The organism is Aeromicrobium halocynthiae (assembly GCF_039531385.1).
Taxonomy (GTDB): Bacteria; Actinomycetota; Actinomycetes; order Propionibacteriales; family Nocardioidaceae; genus Aeromicrobium; species Aeromicrobium halocynthiae.
Genome location: NZ_BAAAPY010000001.1, coordinates 434,574 through 449,345 on the forward strand (window position 1 = coordinate 434,574; position 14,772 = coordinate 449,345).

The window sequence follows — 14,772 nt, forward strand, 5'->3', positions numbered from 1 at the left end:
CCGCACCATCACTGACGCTGCCGAGTTGAGGGACTCGGGCGGCCGCGGCCCGAGAGGGAGGACCGGCCGGCGCCGGATCGATCGTGCACATTCTCTTCTGCAACTGGCGAGACACCCGCAACCCCGAGGGCGGGGGGTCCGAACGCTATGTCGAGACCGTCGCGGCGGGGCTGGCCCGCCGCGGCCACCAGGTCACCATCGCCTGCGCCGAGCACGCGAACGCACTGCGCGAGGAGGTCCACGACGGGGTCCGGTTCGTGCGCCGCGGCTCCAAGATGGACATCTACCTGCGCACCTTCGGGCGTCTGCTGCTGGGTCGCTACGGCCCGGTCGACCTCGTCGTCGACGTGCAGAACGGTCTGCCGTTCTTCACCCGGCTCGCAACGCGCCGTCCCGTGGTGGTCCTGGTGCACCACGTCCACCGCGAGCAGTGGCCCGTCGTCTACCCCGGGCTCATCGGACGCATCGGGTGGTGGATCGAGAGCCGTGTCGCACCACGGCTCTACCGTCGCAGTCGCTACGTCGCGGTGTCCGCCGCCACGAGGAGCGAGCTCGTCGAGCTGGGCATCGCACCCGATCGCATCTCCGTCGTCCACAACGGCAACGACCCGGCGCCGTCCGGTCGCTTCGAGGTGGACGGTGGGCAACGCCTCGTGGTGCTGGGACGCCTCGTGCCGCACAAGCAGGTCGAGCACGCGATCGACGCGCTGGCCTCGGTGCGGGCGACACATCCGGACACGCACCTCGACATCATCGGCGACGGCTGGTGGGAACCGCAGCTGCGCAGCTACGCCGCCGAGGCCGGCGTCTCAGGCGCCGTCACCTTCCACGGCTTCGTCCCGGACGACGTCAAGCACCGCCTGCTCGCGCAGGCCTCCGTGATGCTCCTGCCGTCGCTGAAGGAGGGATGGGGCATCGTCATCGGCGAGGCCGGGAGCCATCGCGTGCCCACCGTCGCCTACGAGTCCGCCGGCGGGACCACCGAGTCCATCGACCACAAGAGCTCCGGGCTCCTGGTGCACACGCCCGAGGAGCTGACGAGGGCCACGCAGGACCTGCTCGACGACCCGGAGTGGCGCGCACACCTGGGCGAGGGCGCCCTGCGGAAGTCGCAGTCCTACTCGTGGGACGAGACGGTGTCGCAGTTCGCGTCCGTGCTCGACGCCTGAGCAGACGCATCGTCACGGCGAACCGCACGCCGACCCGGCCGCTCGAGAAGAAGCCCGCCACCATCGGTGACGGGCTTGCTCTCGAGTCGAGCTGGTGGTCCTAGCCGTTCGTCCCGTAGTTCACCGTCGTGGTCTCGACGACCTCGGACCCGGTGCTCTGCTGGGACTGCACGACGCCGAAGGCCGTGGCGCCGGCAAGGCAGACGCCCACGACGAAGGCGACCACTCCGCCTGTCAAAGTTCCCACGTTGATTCCCTTCCCTCCAGAAGGCACCAGGATATCAGTCCGCAGGGTCGTGACGAGCACAACAAGTCGAACCGTGGTCCGCGTGCCGTCAAGGACTCTCGTCGGCCCGGGCCCGTGTCCCGGAGGAGCGCATCGCGCGACCGACGTCGCGCACCGTCCCGCCGACGCCGACGAGGAGCAGGAGCGTGAAGCACGACCAACCGGCCCCGACCAGGACTCGCGCGGGCAGCGCAGTCTCCCGGTCCACGGCAACCTCCGGCACCTGAAGGACCACGAGATCCGATCCACCCAGCCGCTCCAGGCCGACGACGAGGGTGCGGGCCTCGTCGGCCTCGGGTGCGGTCGTGTCGAGGACGACGAGCCCGATCCCCAGGTCCGCGAGCGCCCGCGGCGGGTCGTCCGACGACAGTGCCACCCGCACCTGCGCCGCACGCGGGTCCTCGCCCCTGACGATCGTCCCGTCGACCAGGAGGCGGTCGTCGACGACGGTCGGGCGCGGGAAGAAGCGGCCGGCCGGGTCGAGCACCGGTCTGGACCCGTTCCACTCCGGTGCCCGGTACGCGGCGAACGGCAGGACGAGGAGGTCGCCGGGGACGTCGCTCGCGGCGACGACCGTCCGCGCCTCGTCCCACGACGCGGGGTACGTGACCGGCTCCAGTCGGCCCCCGACCCCGGAGACGAGACCGGGCAGCGCGGCGACGGGAAGGAGCAGACCGACCACGATCGGCACGGCGGCGAGTCCGTGGCGCCTGGCGTGCCCCAGGGCGACGTCGATCCCCCGGCCGAACCCGACGACGAGCAGCGGAGCCGCGAGGGCGAGGAACCTGGCACCGTCTCGCAGCAGCGCCGCCGGACCGCAGGCCTCCACCAGTCGCTCCATCGCCCCGGGCGCCAGCCACCCTGCGCAGGCGATGACGAGACCGGTCGCGGCGAGGACACCGAGTGGACCGAGGGACCCGCGGCGAGCCACGAGTCCGACCACGGCGACCACCCACACCCCGACGACCAGGAGCACGGCCGGGAAGGCTCCCCTCGTCGCATCGACGACCTCACCGTTCCAGATGCCTCCAAGACTCAGCGCCGCCCCGAGGTGCCCGAGGAGTCCTTGGCCCCGCAGCGCGAACAGCTCGACCCCCGCCGGGTCCGGCGGTAGCGACGACCCGAGCAGCGAGGCGACCCACCACGGCGCGTTGGCCATCGTCACGAGCGCCGTTGCGAGGAGGAGTCGGCCAGCCCCACGACGGGCGAGCAGCACCAGGACGACGACGGCCCCCATCACCCCGCTCGCCGGGGTGAGCGCCGTGCCGACGACGGCGAGCGTCACGACGTGGAGCCTGGGACGGCCCGACCGCAGCTCCGCCGTGAGCCAGAGCAGTGCTCCGTAGGCGAGGACCATCGGCCACTGGCCGATGGCGAGCCGCTCGGCGACGTACGGGTTCCACACGGCCAGGGTCGCTGCCGCGAGCCTGGCGGCCGTCGACGCCCGCGGAACCAGACGCGCCCCGCCCGTCGCGGCGAGCAGCAGACCACCGAACAGCGCGACCCGCTGAGCCACCGTCGAGCCGACGAGGGACGACACCACCGCCGCGACCGCGTCCGACGGGACGGCCCGCGGCAGTGCCGACCCGAGACCCCACAGGTCCGGACGGGTGAGGTCCCAGCGTGGCACCCACACCATGTCGTAGGCGAGGACCAGCCCGTCGCGCAGCCACGGCCACCCGACGAGCAGCGCCAGCACGACGGACCACAGGAGCACCGGCGCACGTCGCACGGCCGCCACGATCACGGCCCGAGCCTACGGTGCAGGGGTCCGCTCGCGACCGGGAAGCCGGGTGACACGCTGTGACCTAGGGTGTCCCGGTGACCTCTGCGACCAGCCGACTCTCCAGCGGCACGACGGTCGCGGCGGGGATGATGGGCATGAACGTCGCCATCTACGTCTTCACCGTCGCTGCGGCACGCGCACTGGTCCCGGCCGAGCTCGGAGCCCTCATCGCCCTGCTCGGGGTGCTCCTCATCGGGAACGTCGTCTCCCTCGGCATCCAGGCCGCCACGGCCCGACGCATCGCCGTCGCGCCGCAGGACCGAGCGCACGTCATCGGCCCCGTCCTGCGCGTGACCGCCGCGGCCGCAACCACGGTCGGCGCCCTCGTCGCCCTCTCGTCGGTCGTGATGACACCGGTGCTGCGCCTCGACTCCTCCTGGCCGGTGATCCTCGCCGGGCTGACCCTCGTGCCCCTGACGGTGATGGGGGCGCAGGCCGGCATCGCCCAGGGATCCGAGCGCTGGGGTGCGCTGACCGCCATCTACCTGGCCAACGGCGTCGGTCGGCTGCTCTTCGGCAGCCTCGCGGTCGCGATCGAGCCGACCGCGACCGCCGCGATGGTCGGCATCGCCGTCGGCGCCTGGGCGCCGGTGCTCGCCGGGCTCCCGCTACTGCGCGGTCACCTGCTGCACCCGAAGGCGGGTGGGCGACGCGCCTTCGTCCGTGAAGCCGTGGGCGGTTCCCATGCACTGCTCGCCTACTTCGTGCTGAGCAGCCTCGACGCACTCGTGGCACGGAACAGGTTCGAGCCCGACGAGGCCGGCCTGTACGCGGCGGGCCTGATCCTCACCAAGGCGGCGCTGTTCGCCCCGCAGTTCGTCAGCGTGGTGGTCTTCCCCGCCCTCGCTCGCGACGAGACGCGGCGCGCCCGCGGTCTGGCGGTCCTGGCCGTGGTCGGTCTCGGGACCGTGGCTGTCGCAGCGACCGCACTGCTCCCGCAGGTCGCGCTCATCCTCGTCGGCGGGCCACAGTACGCCGAGATCGCCGACCGTCTGTGGCTGTTCGCCCTCGCCGGGTCCCTGCTCGCCGTCGTGCACATCCTCGTCTTCGACGCGCTCGCCCGCCACGCGCACGGCATCGTCGTGCTGCTGTGGGGCGCGGTCGCGACGGTGCTGGTGGCTGCGTACACGCTCGACGTCCACCTGACCGGCCTGGTGACGATCGTCGTCGCCGTGGCCACGACGCTCGCCGTCGTGGTGTGGTTCCTGCCGGGCGAGTCGACGTCGCACCGGGCGTCGTGACCGGTCGTCCGCCGCCCGGACGCTCCGAGCGGAGCACGCGGCGACGGCACCTGACGCTCGCCGTCGCCGGCATCCTCGCCCTGTCCGCGCCGGCGCTCACCTGGCCGCTGATGCCGGACGAGGCCGGCTTCCTGCTGGTGGCCCGGCACTGGGACCCCGGACCGGGCACGCTCTACGGGCCGCTGTGGGTGGACCGTCCACCCGTCCTCATCGGCACCTACCGAGTCGCCGACGCCCTGCTCGGCAGCTACGGGGTGCGCCTGGTCTCGGCGCTGCTGGCCGTCGCGGCGGTGCTGGCGGCCCACCGGCTCGGCACCGCGCTCGGCGGGGCACGGGCGGCCGCCTGGAGCACGGCCGTCGCAGTGATCCTCCTCGGGTGGACCACCCTGGCGACCTGGGCGGGCAAGAGCGAGTCCCTCGGCGTACCCCTCGTGCTGGTGGCCTGCTGGCTCGCGGTGGAGTCGACGCGCCGGACCGAGCGGTGGTCCGGGCTGGCGACCGCGCTCGCCGCCGGGGTCGCCGCCACGCTCGCGGTCGGCATGAAGCAGAACCTCGTCGGTGGTGTCGTCTTCATCGCCGTCCTCATGACAGCGCGTCTCGTCCGAGGGGTGTCGCCGCGACGCCCTGCAGCCCTGCTCCTCGGTGCCACCGTCGTCGGCGGGGCGCTCCCGCTGGTCGTCGTGCTGCTGTGGGGGGCGCGAGTCGGAGTGTCGCCCCAGCTGCTGTGGGACGTCCTCCTCGGCTTCCGCGCCGACGCCTACGCCGTCATCTCCGAGACCGAGTCGCAGGCCAACACCGCGCGCGCGCTGCGGCTGGTCGGCCTGGCCGTCGTGACCGGCATCGTCCCGCTCCTCGGTTGGTTCGTGCTGCGTCTGGTCCCTGCGCTGCGTCGGCACCCGGAGGTGGGGCTCGCGCTGCTGGCCGTCATCGCCGTCGACACCGCCGGCGTCGTCCTCGGGGGCAGCTACTGGGACTCCTACCTGCAGGTCTTCACCCCGGCCGCGGTGCTGGTCGTGGCGCTGCTGAGCACGATGCCCGGGTCGACGGGGGCGGTCCCTCGGCTCGTCACGGTCGGCATGGTCGTGCCGTTGACCGTCTCGCTCGTCACCGGCGCCACGCCCAGCGCGACCCAGGGCACCGCCACCGGGACGACGGTCGGTCGCGCCGTGCAGGCGGCTGCCGCACCGGACGACACCATCGTCGTCATGCACGGCGCGCCCAACGTGGTGCACGCCTCCGGCCTCTCCACGCCCTACCGACACCTCTGGAGCCTGCCCCGGCGCACCCTCGACCCCGACCTGGACGAGCTGCACGCCGTCCTCACCGGGCCGGACGCGCCGACCTGGATCGTCGTCGTGCACGCCGTGAGCTCGTGGGGGCTCGACGAGGACGGTGAGGTCCGGCGCACGATCGGATCGAGCTACGAGCGGCACGGCACGGTCTGCGGCATCGACGTGTGGGTCCTGCGCGCCGAGGACCGCCCGCCCCTGCCGCCCTCGGACTGCGAGCGTCCGCCGTCTCCGCGCGGAGACCGCTGACCCGGGCGTCGGCCGGGTCTCAGTGCGCGGCGTCGTGCCAGGTGCGTCCCGTGCCGACGGAGACGTCGAGAGGGACGGAGAGCTCGGCGGCGCCCGCCATCTGCTCGCGCACGAGCGACTCGACCTGCTCGACCTCGCCGGCCGCCACCTCGAGCACGAGCTCGTCATGGACCTGCAGGAGCATCCGCGACGTCAGGGCCGCCTCGCGCAGCGCGGCGTCGACGCCCAGCATCGCGACCTTGATGATGTCGGCCGCCGAGCCCTGGATCGGGGCGTTGAGCGCCATCCGCTCGGCCATCTCGCGACGCTGACGGTTGTCGCTCTGCAGGTCCGGCAGGTAGCGCCGCCGTCCCATGATCGTGGCCGTGAACCCCGTCTGGCGCGCCTCGTCGACGACACCGGCGAGGTAGTCGCGCACGCCGCCGAACGTCTCGAAGTAGTCGTCCATCAGCGCCTGCGCCTCTCCCGTGGAGATCTGCAGCTGCTGGCTCAACCCGTACGCCGACAGGCCGTACGCGAGTCCGTAGTTCATCGCCTTGATGCGGGCCCGCAGGCCGCCGTCGATGTCGTCGGGATCGCGCTCGAAGACCTTGGCGGCCATCACGGTGTGGAAGTCCCGACCGGAGCGGAACGCCTCGATCAGGTCGGCGTCCTCCGACAGGTGGGCCATGATGCGCATCTCGATCTGGCTGTAGTCGGCCGTCAGCAGCGTCTCGAACCCGTCGCCGACGACGAACGCCTCGCGGATCCGCCGGCCCGACTCGGTGCGGATCGGGATGTTCTGCAGGTTCGGGTCGGCCGAGCTCAGCCGCCCCGTGGCGGCGATCGTCTGCGCGTAGGTGGTGTGGATGCGCCCGTCCGGCTGGATCGTCTTCTGCAGACCCTCCACGGTCTGGCGCAGCCGCGTGACGTCGCGGTGCGCCAGCAGGTGCTGCAGGAACGGGTGCTCGGTCTTGACGAACAGCTGCTGCAACGCGTCGGCGTCGGTGGTGTAGCCGGTCTTGGTGCGCTTGGTCTTGGGCATCGCGAGCTCGTCGAACAGCACCGCCTGCAGCTGCTTGGGCGAGCCGAGGTTGATCTCCTTGCCGATGACGTCGTACGCCTCGTCGGCCGCCGTCACCATCCGCTCGGTGAACTCCGCGTGCAGGGTGTCCAGGTGCTCGGTGTCGATCGCGATGCCGACGTGCTCCATCGTGAGCAGGACGTCGACGAGCGGGAGCTCGAGCTCCTGCAGGAGCGTCAGGGACTCCTCCGACTCCAGCTGTCCACGCAGATCGCCCCACAGGTCGAGCGCAGCGCGCGCCTGCTGCGCGGACGTCTGCGCCCCCGCGCTGTCGTCGTCGAAGGCGAGCTGTCCGGAGTCGTCGCCCGTGACGAGCTCGCGCTTGAGGTGGCGCAGGGTGAGGTCGGCGAGGTCGTAGGAGCGCTGGTCCGGACGCACCAGGTAGGCCGCGAGAGCGGTGTCGGCGACGACCCCGCGGGTGGTCCACCCCCGCGCCGCGAGGGCGTGGAGCTGCCCCTTGGCGTCGTGCAGCACCTTGGGACGCTCCCCGTCGGCCAGCCACGCGGCCAGCGCCGCCTCGTCGCCGGCCTCGAGGGCGTCGACGGAGATCCACAGCGCCGGACCGTCGGCGGCCGCCACGGTCACGGTGTCGACCCGCGAACCCACGGGCCGCACGACTCCCCCGACCTGAAGGCCCACGGTCTCGCGGGCGTGCTCGGACAGCCACGGCCCGACCCCGCCGGGGGACGCCGTGATGACCTCGACCTCGACCCCCGCCTCGGCGACCGTGGCCTCGTCGCCCCCGCCGAGGTACTCGAACAGGCGCGTGCGCAGCGCCGCGAACTCCAGCGCGTCGAACACCCGGTGGATGGCGTCGCGGTTCCACTCGGTGCTGAAGGCGAGGTCGTCCGGACCCACCGGGAGCTCCAGGTCGCGCACGAGCGCGTTGATGCGTCGGTTGCGGATGACGTCGTCGAGGTGGTCGCGCAACGACTGACCGGCCTTGCCGCCCACGGAGTCGACGTCGGCGACGAGCGACTCCAACGAGCCGTAGGCGTTGATCCACTTGGCCGCCGTCTTCGGACCCACCCCGGGCACGCCCGGCAGGTTGTCGCTCGTCTCCCCCACCAGCGCCGCGATCTCGGGGTAGTGCTCCGGGGAGACGCCGTACTTCTCCTCGACCGCCGCCGGCGTCATGCGCACGAGGTCGGAGACGCCCTTGCGCGGGTAGAGCACCGTGGTGGTGCCGGTGACGAGCTGCAGGGCGTCGCGGTCGCCGGTGCAGATCAGCACCTCCATGCCGCGCTGCGCCGCCTCCGTGGCGAGGGTGCCGATGACGTCGTCGGCCTCGAACCCGTCCTTCTCCACGGTGGTGATGCCGAGCGCCTCGACGACCTCCTTGATGAGGTCGACCTGGCCGCGGAACTCCGCCGGGCTCGTGCTGCGGTTCGCCTTGTACTCGGCGTACTCCTGCGCACGGAACGTCTGGCGCGAGACGTCGAACGCGACCGCGACGTGCGTGGGCTGCTCGTCGCGCAGGACGTTGATGAGCATCGAGGTGAACCCGAAGACCGCGTTCGTGTGCTGGCCCGTGGAGGTGGAGAAGTTCTCGACCGGCAGGGCGAAGAAGGCACGGTAGGCGACGGAGTGGCCGTCGATCAGCAGGAGTCGATCCACCCCGCCGACTCTAGAGGGTCGGACCGACGTCCTCGCGCCGCGGCGTCGCCGCTCGTGCTCTCACCCGCGGGGGCGCTCGCCCTGGCGTCGGCGCAGGGTCCGCCGTACCGCGATGAGGCGGCCGGTGTCGCGCGACTGCGTGGCCCGCGAGGATACCTGCGAGCGCAGCTTGCTGGCCTGGATGGCCCGCACGACGGCGACCTGGCTGAACCCGATCTTGGTGAGGTAGCGGTGCGGCTCGCGCGCCTGCGTCGGGATGGCCGCCATGACCACCTCGACGCCCTCCTCCTCGCCGTACGAGGCGGCGGCCGACAGCAACGTCAACGCCACCGAGCGGCGTCGGTGCTCGGGGTCGACCTGGATCTCGGTCACCAGCAGGACCCGGATCATCGACACGGGCGAGACCGTGGTCAGCTCGCACACCGTTGCTCCGACGACGACGTCGTCGACGAGTGCGACGATGATGCGCTTGCGGGGGTTCGACAGCTGCAGGGCGAGGGCCTCGCGCGCCTCCACGTCGGTGGGCTCGCGCCACAGCCCCTGCGCCGGACCGTCGCTGCCGTCTGCGGAGTCCTCCACGCTCTTGATCCACAGGGCCGCCAGCGCCGGTGCGTCGTCGACCGTGGCGTCGCGCAGCACGACGGGGGTCCGTGCGGACATGGCACCTCCGAGGATCGAGGGGGCGAGCGGTCCGGAGGAGGTGTCAGACTGACGCCCGGACACGGACCGGACCGGTCGGTCCGACACGAGGAGGGTACAGGGTGGCCGACCCAGGCAGCGGCGCGCGAGCGGCGATCCGGTGACCAGCGCCGTCATCGGCACCGGGACGGCCGTCAACGTCCTCACGGTCCTGCTCGGGTCCGGACTCGGGCTCCTCGTCGGGCACCGCCTGCCCGAGCGCGTGCGGACCGCCGTGACCACAGCGCTCGGCCTCGTGACCCTGCTGATCGCCGCCGACGCCGCGCTGGACGTCTTCGCTCCCGCCCTGGTCGAGGCCACCGGCCGGGGAGCACCGACGTTGGTCGTGCTCGGGTCCCTCGCCGTCGGGGCCATCCTCGGTGCGTGGGCGCGCCTCGAGGACCGCGTCGAGGCACTCGGGGGGTGGCTGCAGCAGCGCCTGAGCCGTGCGGGGGCGCGCTCGAGCAGCGACGACGACGCTGCCCGCCGACGCTTCATCGAGGGCTTCGTCATCAGCTCCCTGGTCTTCTGCGTCGGCCCCCTGACCATCGTCGGCTCCCTCAACGAGGGCCTCGGCAACGGCCCCGACCAGCTGCTGCTGAAGTCCGTGCTCGACGGGTTCGCGTCCCTCGCCTTCGCCGCGTCCTTCGGCATCGGCGTCATGGCCTCGGCCCTGTCCGTGGGCGTCATCCAGGGGAGCCTGACGCTGCTGGGCGTCGCGATCGGTTCGCTGCTGCCCGAGGCGCACCTGCTCGCGGTCACCGCCACGGGCGGACTCATCCTCGTCGGCGTCGCCCTGCGCCTGCTCGACGTCAAGCGCATCCCTGTGGCGGACCTGCTGCCGGCGCTGCTCGTCGCGCCCGTGCTCACCCAGCTCGCCGTCGTCGTGGCTTGATGCCGCGTCGATCCGCCGCGGCGCAACTTCACAGAACCGTTACCTCTCAACTTCCTCGACCGGGACACGTGACTCCCTGGCGGCGTTATGCTCCCTCGGACGACTGCGCCACGAGCGCTCTCCATCACCACCAGGAGTCCTGCGTGCGACTGACACTCAAGGTCCTCGTCTCGGCGTTCCTGGCGTTGCTGGTCCTCTGTGCACCCATCGGTGCCGGGGCGACCGAGGCGCCGACGCCGAGCCCGGGTACCGCCACCGAAGAACCCCCCGGCGAGGCGAACACGCCCCCGCAGGACGGCCCCTACATCGGCGTCACGCTGCTCAACAGCGCCGACGACGGAGCGCCGCTCCCAGGGGTGACCCTCACGGTCCAGTCACCCGAGGGCCAGGCCGTCGCCGAGGGCGTCACCGGCCCCGAGGGCCGGGTCTTCATCCCCATCCCCGAGCGCGGCTCCTACGTCGTCAGCATCGATCCGACGACCCTGCCGGCCGGCATCCAGTTCGACGGCAGCACCGAGCGCACCGTCAACGCCCTGCTCGACGGCGGCAACTTCGCGCAGTTCCAGATCGGAGCTGAGGAGCGGGTCCAGACGCCGTTCGCCGAGCGGCTCGTCACCGCCACGCTCGGCGGCATCAAGTTCGGCCTCATCGTCGCGCTCGCGGCGCTCGGCCTGAACCTGATCTTCGGCACCACGAAGCTCACGAACTTCTCCCACGGCGAGCTGATCACCTTCGGCGCGATCGCCACCTACGTCGCCAACCGAGGGCTCGGGCTGCCGGTCATCTACGCCGTGGTTGCGGCGGTGCTGGCCGGCGCCGTGTTCGGCTACCTGCAGGACAAGGTCCTGTGGAAGCCGTTGCGCAACAAGGGCATCGGCGTCATCGCGATGATGATCGTCTCGATCGGCTTCGGGCTCTTCCTGCGCTTCATCTACCAGTACACCTTCGGCGGCTCGCGGCGCTCGCTCTCGGAGTACGGCGCCCAGCGCCGCGACGAGTACCTCGGCTTCATCAACCTGGCCCCCAAGGAGCTCGGCATCATCGTGGTCGCGGCCGTGGTCCTCACCATCACGTGCATCGCGCTGATGAAGACTCGCCTCGGCAAGGCGATGCGCGCCGTCGCCGACAACCCGGCCCTGTCCGCGTCGTCGGGCATGCGGGTCGACGGCGTCGTCCGATCGGTGTGGATCCTCGGCACCGCGCTCACCGCCCTCTCCGGGGCGCTGCTGGCGATCAACAGCCAGGTGAACTTCCTCATGGGGTTCAAGCTGCTGCTGCTCGTCTTCGCCGCAGTCACCCTCGGTGGCCTCGGCACCATCTGGGGTGCGCTGGTCGGCTCCATGATCATCGGCCTGCTCTACGAGGTCGGCCCCTTGTTCGGGGTCCCCTCGTCCATCAAGGAAGTAGGAGCGCTCATCGTGCTCATCCTCATCCTGTTGATCAGACCGCAGGGCATCCTCGGTCGACGCGAGCGAATCGGCTGAGGGGGCGGACATGGACTTCATGCAGGTACTGACATCGGCCTTCTCCTCCGCCCTCGGACCGCAGGCGATCGTGTTCGCCCTCGCGGCCATCGGGCTCAACATCCACTTCGGCTACACCGGTCTGCTGAACTTCGGCCAGGCGGGCTTCATGGCCGTCGGTGCGTACGGCCTCGCCGTCACCGTGGTGACGCTCGAGTTCCCGTTCTGGCTCGGCATCGCCATCGGCCTGATGGCACCGATCGTCCTGGCGATCGTCCTGGGCGTCCCCACGCTGCGGCTGCGAGCGGACTACCTCGCCATCGCCACGATCGCGACGGCGGAGATCCTGCGCCTCATCTTCGGCGCCGTGGAGTACAAGGACGTCTTCGGCGGCACCAACGGCCTCAACGGCTACGCGCGGACGTTCCAGGACTTCAACCCGTACTCCTCCGGACTCGACCTCGGCATCGTGCGGTTCCGCGCCGACGACCTGTGGTCGATGACCGTCGGCTGGACGCTCGTCGCGCTCGGCTGCATCCTCGTCTGGGCGCTCATGCGCAGCCCCTGGGGCCGCGTCCTGCGCTCCATCCGCGAGGACGAGGACGCCGTCCGCTCCCTGGGCAAGAACGTCTTCTTCTACAAGATGCAGGCGCTCATCCTCGGTGGCTTGTTCGGTGGCATCGCCGGCATCTTCTACGCCCTCAAGCAGGCGTCGGTCGTGCCGACGGACTACTCCACCCAGTTCACGTTCTTCGCCTACACGGCCTTGCTGATCGGTGGCGCCGCACGCGTCCTCGGCCCGGTCGTCGGAGCGATGATCTTCTGGTTCCTCATGTCCGGACTCGGCACCTTCTTCGGCCAGGCCACCTCCGGTGCGGACCCGCTCATCCCCACCTGGGCGATGACCGACGTCCAGGCCAGCGTGGTGCGACTCATCCTCGTCGGACTCGGACTGATGCTGCTGATGATCTACCGACCACAAGGGATCTTCGGAGACCGGAAGGAGCTGGCGATCGATGCCCGCTGAGACCTCGCAGGATGCACTCGCCGGGGTCGAGAACTCCCCCGGCGTGCCCAAGCCCGACCCCATCGTCAAGGGCTCGGGCATCACCCGGACGTTCGGCGGCCTCAGGGCCGTCGACGTCGAGCACATCGAGATCCAGCGCGGCGTCATCACCGCACTGATCGGTCCGAACGGTGCGGGCAAGACCACGCTGTTCAACCTGCTCACCGGGTTCGACGTCCCCGACTCCGGCACGTGGTCCTTCAACGGCCACTCCCTGGCCAAGGTCCCGGCCTACAAGGTCGCCCGGCTCGGCATGGTGCGCACCTTCCAGCTGACCAAGGTGCTGTCGAAGATGACGGTCATCGAGAACATGCGTCTCGGCGGCACGGGCCAGCGCGGTGAACGCTTCTGGCTCGCCCCGTTCAAGGGCCTGTGGAGCTCGGCGGAGGACGAGCTGACCACCCGCGCCGACGAGCTGCTCGCACGGTTCAAGCTGGACGCCAAGCGCGAGGACTTCGCCGGGTCGCTGTCCGGCGGCCAGCGCAAGCTGTTGGAGATGGCGCGCGCCCTCATGGTCGACCCTGAGCTGATCATGCTCGACGAGCCGATGGCCGGTGTGAACCCGGCGTTGAAGCAGTCCCTGCTGGGGCACGTGAAGTCGTTGCGCGACGAGGGCCGCACCGTCCTGTTCGTCGAGCACGACATGGACATGGTTCGCGACATCTCCGACTGGGTGATCGTCATGGCCCAGGGCCAGATCGTCGCCGAGGGGACCCCCGACGCGGTGATGAGCAACCAGGCCGTCATCGACGCCTACCTCGGCGCGCACCACGACACCGACATCACCGAGCTCGACGAGGCCGGCCTGGAGCACGAGGCCGAGGCCGAGCTCGACGAAGGAGACCGCTCATGAGCGAGCAGCTGAGTCCCGACGCGCAGGTCGAGCGCGACAAGCACCTCGCCGGTGCCGACGGCGCCGTCCTTCGGGCCGACAACCTGATCGCCGGCTACCTGCCAGGTGTCAACATCCTCAACGGCGCCGACCTGTACTGCCAGCCCGGCGAGCTCGTCGGCATCATCGGCCCGAACGGGGCGGGCAAGTCGACGCTGCTGAAGTCGCTGTTCGGGCTCGTGACCATCCACAGCGGCACGGTGACCCTCAAGGGCAAGGAGATCACCAACCAGCGGGCCGACACGCTCGTGACCGCAGGCATCGGGTTCGTCCCGCAGACGAACAACGTGTTCCCCAGCCTGACGATCGAGGAGAACCTCGAGATGGGCTGCTACCAGGAGCCCAAGAAGTTCACCGAGCGGTTCGCGTTCGTCACCGACGTCTTCCCGCGTCTGGGCGAGCGCCGCAAGCAGCGCGCAGGCTCCCTGTCCGGTGGTGAGCGCCAGATGGTCGCCATGGGTCGTGCGCTCATGATGGACCCGCAGGTGCTGCTGCTCGACGAGCCGTCGGCCGGCCTGTCCCCCGTGCTCCAGGACGAGGTGTTCCTGCAGACCCGCAACATCAACAAGGCGGGCGTCTCGGTGATCATGGTCGAGCAGAATGCGAAGCGGTGCCTGCAGATCTGCGACCGCGGCTACGTCCTCGACCACGGCACGACGGCCTACTCCGGCACGGGCAAGGCCCTCGCCAACGACCCCAAGGTCATCCAGCTGTACCTGGGCACCCTCGGCGCCAAGACGGACTGACGCCGCCCGCGCCACGGCACGGCCCACGACGCCGCTCTCCCGAGGGGAGGGCGGCGTCGTCGTGCGGTGACCTGGTCGCAGCGCGAGGCGAGCACCGTCCCGGGTCCGGGTCTCGATACGGGTCGAGGCGCTCCTGCGTCGCCCCGCCCCCTACTCGACCACCGACATCTCGTCAGCCCTGCCCGACCACCGACATCCCGTCACCCCACCCGAGGCCGGCGCACCCACCACCTCGCTGGTCGAGTCGTGGGACGGCGACGCAGGAGCAGGTCCCGCGTATCGAGACCATGAGGTCCCGGCAGCGTCGGGACGCGTCACCCCGAGCTGCGCTC

Annotated in this window: 12 protein-coding genes; 8 read left to right on the forward strand and 4 right to left on the reverse strand. The window is 71.1% G+C overall.

Annotated elements, in window-relative coordinates; translation table 11 throughout:
- Positions 1-83: 83 nt before the first annotated feature.
- Positions 84-1,169, forward strand: a complete 1,086-nt coding sequence (locus ABD213_RS02115) for a glycosyltransferase family 4 protein (RefSeq protein ID WP_344323710.1) — start codon at positions 84-86, stop codon at positions 1,167-1,169.
- 100 nt (positions 1,170-1,269) lie between these two features.
- Here the strand turns inward: ABD213_RS02115 and ABD213_RS02120 are convergent, their stop codons facing one another.
- Positions 1,270-1,416: a hypothetical protein gene (locus ABD213_RS02120; protein WP_344323713.1), complete on the reverse strand. Its 147-nt coding sequence runs from the start codon at positions 1,414-1,416 to the stop codon at positions 1,270-1,272.
- An 88-nt stretch (positions 1,417-1,504) separates the two neighbouring features.
- Positions 1,505-3,202 carry an MmpA family trehalose lipid delivery protein gene (locus ABD213_RS02125; protein ID WP_344323716.1) on the reverse strand — a complete coding sequence of 566 codons (1,698 nt, stop codon included), beginning with the start codon at positions 3,200-3,202 and terminating at the stop codon, positions 1,505-1,507.
- Positions 3,203-3,276: 74 nt separating this feature from the next.
- Here ABD213_RS02125 and ABD213_RS02130 point away from each other — a divergent pair, with 74 nt between their 5' ends.
- Together ABD213_RS02130 and ABD213_RS02135 are read left to right on the forward strand one after the other, a co-directional pair.
- On the forward strand, positions 3,277-4,482 hold the full coding sequence (locus ABD213_RS02130; RefSeq protein ID WP_344323718.1) for an MATE family efflux transporter: 1,206 nt from the start codon (positions 3,277-3,279) through the stop codon (positions 4,480-4,482).
- Positions 4,479-6,020, forward strand: coding sequence for a hypothetical protein (locus ABD213_RS02135; RefSeq protein ID WP_344323720.1), 1,542 nt, complete (start codon positions 4,479-4,481; stop codon positions 6,018-6,020). The genes ABD213_RS02130 and ABD213_RS02135 overlap by 4 nt, the downstream gene beginning before the upstream one ends.
- Before the next feature lie 19 nt (positions 6,021-6,039).
- On the opposite strand, the gene polA is transcribed toward ABD213_RS02135, so the two are convergent.
- Together polA and ABD213_RS02145 are read right to left on the reverse strand one after the other, a co-directional pair.
- Positions 6,040-8,700: a DNA polymerase I gene (polA, locus tag ABD213_RS02140; RefSeq protein ID WP_344323723.1), complete on the reverse strand. Its 2,661-nt coding sequence runs from the start codon at positions 8,698-8,700 to the stop codon at positions 6,040-6,042.
- 60 nt (positions 8,701-8,760) lie between these two features.
- The gene (locus tag ABD213_RS02145; protein ID WP_344323725.1) at positions 8,761-9,360 is read right to left on the reverse strand and encodes a GNAT family N-acetyltransferase; all 600 of its coding nucleotides are present in this window, start codon (positions 9,358-9,360) and stop codon (positions 8,761-8,763) included.
- Positions 9,361-9,499: 139 nt separating this feature from the next.
- Between ABD213_RS02145 and ABD213_RS02150 the strand changes: the two genes are divergently transcribed.
- From ABD213_RS02150 to ABD213_RS02170, 5 genes are all read left to right on the forward strand, one after another.
- Positions 9,500-10,273, forward strand: coding sequence for a DUF554 domain-containing protein (locus ABD213_RS02150; protein ID WP_344323727.1), 774 nt, complete (start codon positions 9,500-9,502; stop codon positions 10,271-10,273).
- Between the two features lie 143 nt (positions 10,274-10,416).
- Positions 10,417-11,757 carry an ABC transporter permease subunit gene (locus tag ABD213_RS02155; RefSeq protein ID WP_344323729.1) on the forward strand — a complete coding sequence of 447 codons (1,341 nt, stop codon included), beginning with the start codon at positions 10,417-10,419 and terminating at the stop codon, positions 11,755-11,757.
- A 10-nt stretch (positions 11,758-11,767) separates the two neighbouring features.
- A complete protein-coding gene (locus ABD213_RS02160) occupies positions 11,768-12,763 on the forward strand; it encodes a branched-chain amino acid ABC transporter permease (protein ID WP_344323731.1) in 996 nt (331 codons plus the stop codon).
- Positions 12,753-13,655, forward strand: coding sequence for an ABC transporter ATP-binding protein (locus ABD213_RS02165; protein WP_344323733.1), 903 nt, complete (start codon positions 12,753-12,755; stop codon positions 13,653-13,655). Before ABD213_RS02160 ends, ABD213_RS02165 begins: the two co-directional genes overlap by 11 nt.
- Positions 13,652-14,440: an ABC transporter ATP-binding protein gene (locus ABD213_RS02170; protein ID WP_344323735.1), complete on the forward strand. Its 789-nt coding sequence runs from the start codon at positions 13,652-13,654 to the stop codon at positions 14,438-14,440. Before ABD213_RS02165 ends, ABD213_RS02170 begins: the two co-directional genes overlap by 4 nt.
- Positions 14,441-14,772: the final 332 nt, after the last annotated feature.

What these genes read in the sequence shown, in the direction of transcription:
- ABD213_RS02170 (WP_344323735.1), top strand. Translation starts at nt 13,652, where the DNA reads ATGAGCGAGCAGCTGAGTCCCGACGCGCAGGTCGAGCGCGACAAGCAC.
- ABD213_RS02160 (WP_344323731.1), top strand. Translation starts at nt 11,768, where the DNA reads ATGGACTTCATGCAGGTACTGACATCGGCCTTCTCCTCCGCCCTCGGA.
- ABD213_RS02145 (WP_344323725.1), bottom strand. Translation starts at nt 9,360, where the DNA reads ATGTCCGCACGGACCCCCGTCGTGCTGCGCGACGCCACGGTCGACGAC.
- ABD213_RS02165 (WP_344323733.1), top strand. Translation starts at nt 12,753, where the DNA reads ATGCCCGCTGAGACCTCGCAGGATGCACTCGCCGGGGTCGAGAACTCC.